We start from the raw sequence: 12,478 nt of genomic DNA on the forward strand, positions 1-12,478 counted from the left end.
GCATCATCAGAATAACGCGGATACAAGGTTGCCATTGTTTCTTCGACAGGTGAACGTCTTGAAGCTAATTGAGATAAAGTAACGGAACAATGATTGCTATTTAGATGTCCCTCAGAACAATACTTCACGACGGGCTTAGTCAAGGTTTTATGACATGCACTGCCAACTTTTCTGTACCCACTAGGGCAATGACTTGTCCGAGCTTTACTATCAACTCGTGTGCGTACCGCTTCAAACTCAGTTCGCCACCCACCGTGATTACCACCACTTGATTTCAGACTCCCACGATCGTAAGTCCACCCATCCGAATGCTTGTAAGGAAGAGGCGCATTCCCTTCAAAAATCTTGGTTCCCTTCCAGTAAACCCTGCCCATACCACGAGCGCTTGTAAGGAAAATAAGTGAAGAATTTGGATAGTATCTACCTGCATAAGGCGCTGTTTTAGAGGGGGAATAATGCCTCTCGACTAACGTTCTATTACAGAGTCCTCCTTGCATCTGAAACCCGGATGGACAAGAGTACGTTACACTTTGAGAAAGGCTTTTCGTACAGCTTTGCTTGTTGGAACTCAGGTTATAACCACTATCACATTTAACCAAAATTGGTTTTGTGGTTTTTTTTGTACAACTTAGTCCTTGTTTGTCAAAGCCTGAAGGGCAAGTATTGTAAACAAACTCCTCACCAAAGGGATAAGGCGCATTATTGGCAACCTGGGCCACACCCGACTGCATTATTAAGAGCGTAAAAAGCCCTACCAAACTGCGTTTAGTATATTTCATTATTTTCTTCTTTTGATTTTTGATTATATAAATAGACTGTTACGATTTATCCCGAACTATTTTAGACTAACTTTCCCCCATATAAATTCATACTTGGTTGGTTTGTTTATTAAATGGTTTCAGATATGGAATATAAATCGTGATAAGTGCTTACCGTATAAAACTTTATACTCACCAATAACGCCCCGACCTTTTCAAAAAAACAACCACCTATTGACAAAACACATAAAACAAACAAGTTGCATATCAAAAGAACATGCTACATCATAATAAAAACACCGTCATTACGGTTTTATAAATTTCTGTAGAAAATTAAGTGGCGTGAATAGGATTCATCAGCAGCAATACACATGAAAAATCACGGAAATTCACTCCGTCCTTACGTAGCTAAAACTCCCCCGTTTAGCCGAGCCATTTTCAACAACACCATTTTGCCGTATGTAAATCACACTCAAAACGCATCTAGTTGCATAATTCATTTGCAGTGTTTATATTTCGCCAATATTTATAAAACCAAGAGATACAAATGAAAACGTTAGCCTATTCAATAGGAGTGCTGCTGGGTGGTTTAACAACCGCTGCCCTCGCCAATGAGCCGAGTGCGGTGTCGCCAACCGTGATTTCTTTACCGACAGGACCTGGAACGATACAAGGGCTTGGGGAAGGGTTTAATACCCAATTAAACACGGGGACCAGCCAAGACCAACTGAATTTTAGCTTACCAACAGGCCGTAACCAGATGACACCTGAGTTGTCGATTACTTACGACAGTGGTTATGGCAATGGTTTAGTCGGCATTGGGCGACGTTTGAGCATACCTTATATACAGCGACAAACCGTTAATGGCCTGCCCAATTACGACGACAGCCACCCCGATGTTTATGTGAATCACCAAGGGCAAGAGCTGGTTCACATCGGTAACAATGAATATCGAGCTAAAATTGAAGGGCAATTTGTAAAATACCAAAAGCTGACCAACGGCTGGCGAATGACTTTAGCTAATGGTGGTGTCTGGGTATTAGGGCAGAGCAGTAACGCACAGCACCAGGACAAAAGTGGGCACAAAGTTTTTCAGTGGTTTATCGAGAGCATGACCGATTCTCATGGTAACCAAATCAACTATCACTATGACTCCCTTGATAGCAGCCAAGCGGTATACTTAACGCAAATTGACTACAATGACGGCGCGAGTGTGGTTGAGTTATCTTATGAGTCAAGGCCGGATCCCATTGTTTCTTACTTACCAACCTTTGAATTGACCAAAGCCCTTCGCTTAAAAAAGATAGACACTTTTAATCAGCAAACCCCGGTCATGTCTTACCAATTTGACTATGAGGCAACGTCAGATTGGCAGAGTCTGTCTCGCCTATCACAAGTTTCCAAAGTCGCGGCCAACGGACAAGATGGCGCCCCCCCGGCCCGCTTCAAGTATACCCACTTTGACCCAACGCTTGCGGCGTCGCATTACGTCCCTTCTGCAAAGTTATTTCCTTTAAAGAGTCCAGATGTTGATTTTATTGATATCAATGCAGATGGTTTACCCGATGTGATCAACACCGGCTTCTCACCGCACCGTTATGCACTTAATCAAGGCAAAAACCCACAGGGGGAAGTTCAATTCTCTAAAATGGTGAAGATGAGCACCCCCTCGCGAAATAAACTCTCCAGCCAATATGTCAAATGGGGTGACTTAAACGGTGACGGCAAAATCAATATGCTGAATGCGATCCGTCGCAACAGCTATGTTTATGGGTTAGATGAAAACTACAATTGGCAACCGCAGGGCAATTTAGGCAACCAAACACTGTCGATTAATAGCCCTAATGCTCGATTAATCGATATCAACCATGACAGATTAGCCGATGTCTTTGTCACCAACAGTCATTCAAGAAATGGCGTTTTTGACCATACTGTTGCGATAAACAACGGGAACGGTTGGGACACGCCGATCAGCATGCCAATGCCCGAACTCAGTGTTGGGGTTCCACTGGCAAAGTCGACCTCTCATATGGCCGATATGAACGGTGATGGACTCAACGACTTAGTTCACATGGATCAAAAGTCGATGTACTTTTTCGCAGGTAAAGGCACTGGCGGTTATTCAGAAGCCATTCATGTCAATAATATTCGCGAGACTGCGAAAAGTATTCACAATACAGATAAAGTTCAGTTTGCCGATTTAAACCATGATGGCCTCGCTGATCTTGTTTACTTTAATGGGTTCAACGTTACTGTGTGGCCAAGTAAAGGCCAATCAGGACCTCAAGGAACATTAGTCTTCGGTCAACCGCTCACGTTCACACACCCCGATAAATTCGCCCCTTCTAAAACCAAATTGGCCGATATTGATGGCAATGGCGTTGTCGACATCGTGTGGTTTCGTTCTGGCAAGCATGAAAAGTCGTTTACCTATTTATCCATTATTCCGGGTGATTTACCCAACCAATTGCTCTCCGTCGATAACGGCATAGGACAAACGTCAAGCATTCAATATGCGACCGTGGCTTCTGAGATGTTGCGTGATGAAAAACAAAACACACCATGGCAACATACCCTGCCTATGGCTATGCAAGTCGTGAAATCAGTCACCACGGAAGACGCCAGTCGCCCAGGCCAAGCATCGATAAAAAGTTATCAATACCGTGACGGATTTTACTTTGCAAAAGAGCGTAAGTTTGTTGGATTTAGCGAAGCAACACAACGCGATTTCGCCTCCCAATCAGCACCGGAAAGTCAAACTCACTACACTTTTTTATTAGGTCTTAATGACGAATCATTGCGCGGAAAGATATCGAAAATAGAAAAAAAAGATGCGGAAGGACGTCTTTTTTGGCAAGAAACATATCAGTGGTCATCAAAGCGTTTATTTGACAGTGTTGATGACGATAGATTCGTGTCATTTGCAAGCAAAACGCATCAAGAAAAAAAGCTGATAGAACAAGGCCGTGGAAACCCTATCACGCTGGCATGGGATTACGATTACGATGATTTTGGTAACTTAGTCCTTAAACGCGAACATGGCCGCCTTGACGATCGCTTTGAAGATCAGCGTGAAACCCGTTGGCGCTACAGTGCCGAGAATGCAACGTCATTGGCTAACTGGCAATTACACCTTCCCATTGAAAAAACCATCACCAATGCACAGGGTAAACTGGTTGCGAAAACTCAATGGTTTTATGACGATGAAAGCTTTAGTGGTGGCAACTTAGGCACCGTGTCAACCGGTAACCTAACCGCGACTAAAAAATGGATTTCACCAAGTAAGAACAACCAAACTATTTTTAGTCAACGTTCACATTACGACTCTTACGGCAACGCGACAGAGTTCTTTGGCCCTCTTTATGGCGAGCAGCCTGGGCATAGGATTAGCGTAACTTACCAAGAGGGAATATATCCAACCAAAGAGAAACTTCACTTAGGTGGCCAGAGCCTGGTTGCCAGTGCGAGTTACGATTCTTCATTGGGCGTAATGACTCTATTTGAGGATTTTAACCAACAACAAACTCACATACAGTATGACGGCCTTGGCCGAGTCACTGATATCATTGCGCCGGGCGACAGCACTAGTGCGCCCACACAATCGTTTGAATATCATTACCAGCAAAATTTTGATGGCGTCATGGTTAACTGGATCCGCAGTTTACAACGTCTTGAAAAAGATGGCCGCCATATTGAGCGCCGCCAATATTATGATGGTGGCGGGCGCAATCTAATGAACGTAAGCCAAACGGAGCAAGGTCCACGCGTCAGTTTGAAGAATAATTTCGATAGCCGTGGACTACTGGCCACTGAAAGCATGCCCTATTTTTCGGCGAGTATGGCTTTTCATTCTGGGATGGGGTCACAAGTCATTCGAAACAAATACGACGCGACCAACCGTACAATCAGTAAATACCTACCAGCCACTGTCTCGCAAGGTGAAACGTTTACCTACAACGAGTACTTGCCTCTTAAGTCATGGGTACAAGATACCGCACAAACGGTTATCGGAGGCCAACACAGCGGAGCCGGTAAATGGTTAATATTTGATGGCCTAGGTCAATTACGAGAGGTAAAAGAATACGTTGGTGTGGATGTCAATGGTGAGCAAAGCACTCTGCAAGATTGGACCACTCGATATGAATATGACGCGCTCGACAATTTCACTCGCTTAACCGATGCATTTGGCAATACCCGAACTATGCTTTACGACGGTTTAAGTCGTCAAACGTATCGAGATGACCCAAACCGTGGACAAGCTTGGTTTAGCTATGATGCTGCGAGTAATCTAGTTGGTACCATAGATTCACGAGGCATGGCACACACTTACCTTTATGATGGCCTTAGCCGACAAATTGAAGAGCGTTTCTATCAAGACCAAACGGCTATCCCAGCAACAGGTTTCCATTCGCTGATTCTCGATCCAACCAAGGGCCGTATCTCTAAGCGGTACCAATATGATAGTAATCTAGATAAACAGCTCCATCATTTGAAAGGCCGACTTGCACAAGTTATCGATGAAGCAGGAAGCAGCTGGTTTGGTTACGATCAAAACGGTCATCGTACTGTTGAAAAACGTCAAATCAAAGCCTTTGGTCAACAATCGGATATTTATACAACTAAGCGAGCGTTTAATAGCGCCGGTAAATTAACACAACTGACTTACCCAGACAGTACCCATCTTGACTACCAATACGGTCAAGGCGGTGAATTATTGGCGATGGGTAACATTATCAACAACATTTCGTATAGTGCCTCTGCGCAATTGAGCCATGTTCAATATGGTAATGGCATGCAAAGTGACTATGAATATGATGCGCTGAACCGACTTAAGAGCCGAGAAACCACTCGTCATTCGGACAGAACACGTCTTCAGTCACTCAATTATCAATATGATGAGGTATCGAACTTACTCGGCATTACCGACCAACGAACAGAGCAAGATAAAAAGACCATTGCCAAAGAACTAGGGATCGAGAATCAATATTCTGAGCTCGACCAAACGCGTTTTTATGACTACGACGATTGGTATCGAATTGCACTCGAACAAAATAAGTTAAAGCTCACTCAATACCGTTTTGATCCAATTGGTAACCTTATTGCTAAAAACACCAACGATCCAATCCTAGGTGACAACAACTTAACCTTACGCTACGGCGGAAACACAGGCACTGGAGAAGATAAACGCTACAACCGACAAGGGTTACGCACAACCGATACAGCAGGACCACAAGCGCTCACCCATGCTGACGTAGGTATCAGTTATGATGCGGTAGGCAACCAGCTACGCTCAGGGAATCAACAATTCCAGTGGGATCATGCGAACCGCTTGAAGCAAGTCGATAACCCGAAAAACCAAGCAAAGTACGCCTATGACCACAACAATAAACGACGCCTCAAAGTCGTTAAGGACAGAAAAGGAAAGGTCACAACAACTTGGTATATCAGTGATGATGCTGAGATTCGTGAAGGTCAGCTGATCAAGTTTGCTCGTTTAGGCAGCCACCGTGTAGCCAAGACAAGCAAAAGTGATGACACCTTCACTCCAGAAGTTTATTATATTAAACAGCACCTTGGCTCAACAGAACTGACTGTGGACAATTCTGCTCAAGTCATCAATGCGTTCAATTACGAACCATTTGGTGATGTGGAAGCGCAATTTGGTCAATCGGATAAAACGGTTTATCGTTTTACCGATAAAGAGCAAGACAAAGAATCTGGACTTGGTTATTTCTCGCAACGCTATATGAACCACAGCTACGGGCAATTCATCACCCCCGATCCTGTGTTTGCAAGAGAGGCTCGATTCACAGATCCTCAACGCTGGTCACCTTATGCCTATGGGCGAGGCAATCCGCTGAGGTATAGCGATCCTACGGGGGAGTTTCCTCAAATAGTAGGAGCTGTAATTATTGGGGGAGCCGTCGGAGCCTTTGCTAATACTGCAGGTCATATGTTAACTAGTCGTGACTGGTCACTAGACACGCTGCAAGAAAAAGCGTTGGAAGGTGCGGCTTGGGGAGCATTTGGAGCATTGACTGGCGGGGTTGGGATAGCCAAAAACCCTGTAGCTAATAATATGATTAGTTGTGGAGGAGCTATGGTACAGGAGTTTGTATCAACAAAAATGAAAGATAACTATGACGCAAAATATACACAGGCCTGCATAAATGCAGTTGCCGGCAACTTCGCTAGTAAAAATTTAATGGTAGCAGAAAAACAAGTGTTGAACCCCTATGGTCGACATCCAGTGAACAAAAACCTACCAAACAACCTGAAAAAACATGTTAGTCAAGGTCTTTCTGATAACGAAGTTCCTTTTAATACTCTAAAAGATATTTCCGCAGCTACCTCAGTAACTACGTTGGCTAATTCATTAATGAGTACAAGAACGCCTAAAGATGATTCGAAGGAAAATGGGTTAAATAGCAGCCCTGGTGATAGTACTCAAGGGGCACTCAATGACTCACAATCAGAAGCTGGGCCGACAAAGGTCTCAGATTCAGATTCAGATTCAGATTCAGATTCTTAACTAAACTATAAAAAGGAGCGCGAGCCGCTCCTTTCTAAACGGTATCTTCATGATGATTATTGCAACTAAGCTAATAAAAATAGCATTAATAATAACCTTTGGTGCGTTCTTTAGGTACCTTTGGGAATCATTAAGACTATGGTTCGATGATTTCAAATCCGTAATAACTTCCAGCACATTAGCAAGTAATGATTTAGCAATGTTTTTTTTAACTCTAGAGTGGTGGACTTTTTTCATCTCAATACTGTCCTTATTGGTGATTTTTGACGCGTGCGTTAGCTTTCTATCAATTTTTATGTTTACAAGCTCAAGGAAAATAAAAAAAAACATCTATCACTCGCCAACGACTTTTAATTTTTATATATTTTTAAACAAGGCTATTTATCCTGTCAGTACTTTCCTTGCCATGCTTTACATATTTATATTTTCACACAAATTTATACCATATGTAGAATTAATTTTAAACTCAGCAAAAGTTACAAACAATGCGTCAGAAAAATATATCGAAGATATGAGATTTTTTTTCACATATACATTCCCTACTTTTGGTTATGTTATATTAAAATCAAAGAAAAAAATCGAAAAATACATTGAAAAATCAAAGTTAAGTTAAAAAAAGCGATTCAATCAGTTATTATTGGAAGATAAAAATCTCTATAAACAAACCGACTAATCACAAAATAAAAATCGACTAATATTAATTAAAATCCAATAAATCTACTGACGGGGAATGCAAACAAAGACCTCTCAAGTAAAGTCTCCATTTTTATCTTAATGCTAGCGACTCTCGCCCCCGTTTATCCAAGCTTTATGTATTACTCAGATTTGGACACTTTGAAAACTCAACATAGTGAATACTATTGTGGTGCAGAAATTAAAATAGGGCGCGCAATGCCGTTACTCGAAAAGTTTTCATTTAATAAACAGTGTGAAAAATAAGAATAAAGAATGGCTAAGAAAATATCAGAACATGAGTACTCGATAATATGCTTAGTAATCATTACTGAAAAAGCGAGCCACTTGGGCTCGCTTTTCAGTATTTAATTTTAAGCTAAATTACAGAAGTTCCACCGACTGCTGAGCAATCACGAACTCTTCGTTGGTTGGGATAACCATCGCTACTGCGTCTAGCATCTCAGACTTAGCGATGATGCCGTCAGCACCAAAGCGAGCAGATTCGTTGCCAGCAACATCTTCAACAAAACCTAGGATCTTAAGGTTTTTCAGGATCTCACGACGGATTGGTAGAGAGTTCTCGCCGATACCCCCAGTAAAGATGATGCCGTCTAGAGAGTCTAGTGTTGCAAGGTAAGAAGCAACGTATTTAGCTACACGGTATGTGAATACTTCGAAAGCCAGCTTAGCGCCTTCATGGCCCTCTTCCATAGCTTCTAAAATGCCACGAGCATCGCTCGTAAGACCAGACACACCTAGGAAGCCAGACTCCTTGTTCAGAGAGTTGAAGACTTGCTCTTGTGACCAACCTTTCTTAAGAAGGTATTCGATGATACCTGGGTCTAAGTCACCACAACGAGTACCCATCATAAGGCCTGAAAGCGGTGTGAAGCCCATTGATGTGTCAACACTGTTACCGTCTTTGATAGCACATACTGATGCGCCGTTACCTAGATGAACAGAGATGAAGCTAGATTCTTCAACAGGCTTGTTTAGCATCTTCGCAGCTTCACGGCTTACGAAGTAGTGGCTAGTACCGTGGAAGCCGTAACGACGTACACCGAAGTCTGTGTATAGCTCTTTAGCGATTGCACCAGTAAATGCGCGTTGTGGCATTGTTTGGTGGAAAGCCGTATCGAATACAGCGAACTGAGGTAGAGAAGGGAAAGCTTCAATCGCAGCACGGATGCCGATAGCACCTGCTGGGTTATGAAGTGGAGCAAGATCAGATAGGCTTTCAATCTCGTTCGTTACTTCTTCAGTAATACGAACAGTTTGCGTGAACTTCTCACCACCGTGAACGATACGGTGACCGATAGCAACGATGTCAGCTGTGAAACCAAGGTCTTCCATCAGGCCTACCAATTTGCCAATAGCAATCTTGTGGTGGCTACCTTCACCCTGAATAGCAATTTCAGTTTTCTCGCCTTGGTATTTCCAGCTCATACGAGCATCTTCAAGACCAAAACACTCCCCTAAGCCACTCAACACTGCTTCACCAGAAACAGAATCAATGACAGCAAATTTAAGGGATGAACTACCCGAGTTAATAACCAGAACAAACGAATTAGACATTGGATATGGATCCTGTTTCAGTACGAATTAGATGAAGTGTTTACTTCAATTTTAGTTAAGCCCATTATTCAATAATTTTTGAATCTTTCAACTTTTGTTTTGAAAAAATCACCAAATGAACACAATTAAGTTGATCTTAGTCATTAATTTATTTATTTCGAGAGCAAAATTAAAAAATAGTTGAATAAGAAAGTGAATAAACAAGTGACGCAAACGACTGCTAATATTATTTTTATCTAGATTTAGTCAATTTGGATAATTGTTCAAAACGTCACCGGTCTTGAGTTGAACCAGCGAAGTTACGATACCTGCCTCCACTAAACATGACCTCAGCCTTCGTCCTAATAAACCATCTCCCGGCAATTTAAACAGCTTTCACTCGTTTGGCCCTTAGCTTGTAGCACGTCATTTAAGTATAGCCTTACAATCCGATACAGGTACGTTCACGGCGCTAAAGAGAGTGCTTTGCCCCCTTCGTAAAGAATCGGGGTCGTTCACTTTTAATGTTGGCCTAAAGGGATATCAATTTTGGCGTGAGATGGGGGTTTAACTGCAAGCGATACGGTCGGAAAGAGATACGAGTAGGCACAAAAAAGCCGAGCATCATGCTCGGCTTTTAAATTCAATGTCTAGACTAGAGCGTCTAAGCTGAAGGTTGATTAACCTTCGTTGCGCTCTGGACGACGACCACGGTTACCGCCGTTGCCATGGCCACGTTCGCCACGGTAGTTGCCACGGTGATCGCCACCACGGTTACGGTCGAAACGACGCTCGCCATCACGGCCGCCTTCACGGTTGCCATCGCGGTTTCCGTCACGGTTGCCACGGTATCCACCGCGACCGCCTTCACGATTACCATCGCGGTTGCCATCACGGTTTCCGCGGTAACCACCACGACCACCATCACGACCGCCACGGCCACCGTTACCACGACGTGGTTCACGGAAATCGTTGAAGTCTACAACAACAGCGCCAGCTTCTTTTTGACGGATGCGTAGCTTGCTCAGTTTACCAGCAGTTTCAGAGTTCATTGCTTTTGGCAGTTGAACGTAAGTTGAACCTTGGTCAAGTTTGATAGCACCGATAGAACCTTTAGTTAGGCCAAGTTCGTTTGCTAGTGCGCCAACGATATCTTTTACCTGAACACCTTGCTCACGGCCAACTTGTAGTTGGTAAGTATCCCAGTCTTGAGTATTGAAGTCACGGCCACCGTTATCACGGTTTTCACGACGCTCTTTACGACGGTTCTTGTCGCGCTCGATAGCTGCGATCATTGGGTCTTCACCAATGTAGAACAGTGGGCTCTTACCTTGCTGACGCTTAAGAAGCATTGCAGCTAGAGTTGCAGCATCTACGTCTAGAGACTCTTGCAGAGTAGTAATAAGACCTGCGAAGTTTTCTAGAGCTTTGCTTTCTTTCTCTGTTTCAAGCTCAGCGCCAAGCTTAGCAACACGTGCAGCAGCAACTTGGTCACGTAGAGGAAGTTGGATTTCTTCCATTGTAGACTTAGTTACGCGTTCGATTGTTCGAAGCATACGAATTTGGTTTGTGCGAACTAGAAGGATCGCTTTACCTTTACGTCCAGCACGGCCAGTACGACCAATACGGTGGATGTAAGATTCAACATCGAATGGGATGTCGTAGTTGAATACGTGAGTGATACGTGGAACATCAAGACCACGAGCTACAACGTCAGTTGCAACTAGGATATCGATAACACCTTGTTTGATGTGATCAACAGTGCGCTCACGTAGAGACTGAGGAATATCACCGTGCAGTGCAGCAGCTTTAAAGCCACGTGCAGATAGCCAATCAGCTAGACGCTCAGTGTCTTGACGAGTACGTACGAATACGATTGACGCGTCAGTTTCTTCAGTTTCAAGAAGACGAGACATTGCTTCGTCTTTTTCTACGCCTTTAACAACCCAGAAGTTCTGCGCTACTTTATCAACTGTGTGGTTAGTACCAGCAACGTCAACTTTAGCCGGGTTACGTAGGTAACGGTCAACAATAGTCTTAACCATTGGAGGCATAGTTGCAGAGAAAAGTACACGTTGTGCAGATTCTGGAGCTTGCTCAAGGATCCAAGTAACGTCATCTACGAAACCCATTTTTAGCATTTCATCTGCTTCATCAAGAACAAATGTGTGTGCTTCATCTAGGTGTAGACGGTCACGAGTTAGTAAGTCTTTAACACGACCTGGAGTACCAACAACAATGTGAGCACCACGGCTTAGAGCGCGCATTTGGTCAACGATTGAAGCACCACCGTAGATTTCAATAACTTTAAGACCTTTGATGTCACGGCCTAGGTTTTTGATTTCCGCAGCAACTTGGATCGCTAGCTCGCGAGTAGGAGCCATGATGATTGCTTGTGGTTTGTGTTGGTTTAGGTTGATTTTGTTTAGTAAAGGCAGAGAGAATGCTGCTGTTTTACCAGTACCAGTCTGTGCTTTACCTAGTGCGTCACGGCCTTCAAGAAGAAGAGGAATAGCTGCTGCTTGGATTGGAGTCGGAGAAACGAAACCCATGCTATCAAGAGCTGAAAGAATGTTTTCGTTTAGGGCTAATTCATTAAATTGAATTACAGATTCGGACATTGGGATCCCACTATATATAAGTAAACAAAAGGTCCCGGGAGCTCTACCATTTCCAATACTGATCCAATCAGATACTGATTCCATTCAGAGTTACGAAGCAGTAATAAAACACTTCAAGCCATTAGGGACGTCTAAGGGAGGCGGATTATTCCTTAAATGCATAAAAAAAGCCAGAAAAAATTGAATTACATCACATATTTTTCGGTTTTCTTTCAATGCTGGCTATCATATCGTCAAAACTTGATGAATATCTCGTCATAGCCGTTTACATCAATTGAATTGAACATAGTAAATAAGAAGGTAATTTATTTGCTCTCCCTTCGGCTTTAAGTAGTAAT

The 12,478-nt window shown here is 43.2% G+C and carries 4 protein-coding genes and 1 pseudogene; 2 read left to right on the forward strand and 3 right to left on the reverse strand.

Going from position 1 to position 12,478, the window contains the following annotated elements:
- Positions 1-779, reverse strand: a pseudogene (locus F0228_RS25740) (hypothetical protein); the annotation flags it as partial.
- Between the two features lie 526 nt (positions 780-1,305).
- On the opposite strand from F0228_RS25740, the gene F0228_RS21165 reads away from it, so the two are divergent.
- Together F0228_RS21165 and F0228_RS21170 are read left to right on the forward strand one after the other, a co-directional pair.
- Positions 1,306-7,290, forward strand: coding sequence for a toxin TcdB middle/N-terminal domain-containing protein (locus tag F0228_RS21165; protein ID WP_216619380.1), 5,985 nt, complete (start codon positions 1,306-1,308; stop codon positions 7,288-7,290).
- A gap of 49 nt (positions 7,291-7,339) precedes the next feature.
- A complete protein-coding gene (locus tag F0228_RS21170) occupies positions 7,340-7,903 on the forward strand; it encodes a hypothetical protein (RefSeq protein ID WP_171762727.1) in 564 nt (187 codons plus the stop codon).
- 443 nt (positions 7,904-8,346) lie between these two features.
- Here F0228_RS21170 and F0228_RS21175 read toward each other — a convergent pair whose 3' ends face one another.
- Together F0228_RS21175 and F0228_RS21180 are read right to left on the reverse strand one after the other, a co-directional pair.
- On the reverse strand, positions 8,347-9,540 hold the full coding sequence (locus F0228_RS21175; RefSeq protein ID WP_008219810.1) for an acetate/propionate family kinase: 1,194 nt from the start codon (positions 9,538-9,540) through the stop codon (positions 8,347-8,349).
- 659 nt (positions 9,541-10,199) lie between these two features.
- Positions 10,200-12,224 (reverse strand): DEAD/DEAH box helicase, encoded by a 2,025-nt coding sequence (locus F0228_RS21180; RefSeq protein WP_083803034.1) that lies wholly within the window; start codon positions 12,222-12,224, stop codon positions 10,200-10,202.
- Positions 12,225-12,478: the final 254 nt, after the last annotated feature.

Source organism: Vibrio sp. 99K-1 (genome assembly GCF_013114585.1).
GTDB lineage: Bacteria > Pseudomonadota > Gammaproteobacteria > Enterobacterales > Vibrionaceae > Vibrio > Vibrio chagasii_B.

Excerpts from the sequence above, each read along its gene's own strand:
- F0228_RS21165 (WP_216619380.1), top strand. The coding sequence starts at position 1,306 with ATGAAAACGTTAGCCTATTCAATAGGAGTGCTGCTGGGTGGTTTAACA.
- F0228_RS21170 (WP_171762727.1), top strand. The coding sequence starts at position 7,340 with ATGATGATTATTGCAACTAAGCTAATAAAAATAGCATTAATAATAACC.
- F0228_RS21175 (WP_008219810.1), bottom strand. The coding sequence starts at position 9,540 with ATGTCTAATTCGTTTGTTCTGGTTATTAACTCGGGTAGTTCATCCCTT.
- F0228_RS21180 (WP_083803034.1), bottom strand. The coding sequence starts at position 12,224 with ATGGAATCAGTATCTGATTGGATCAGTATTGGAAATGGTAGAGCTCCC.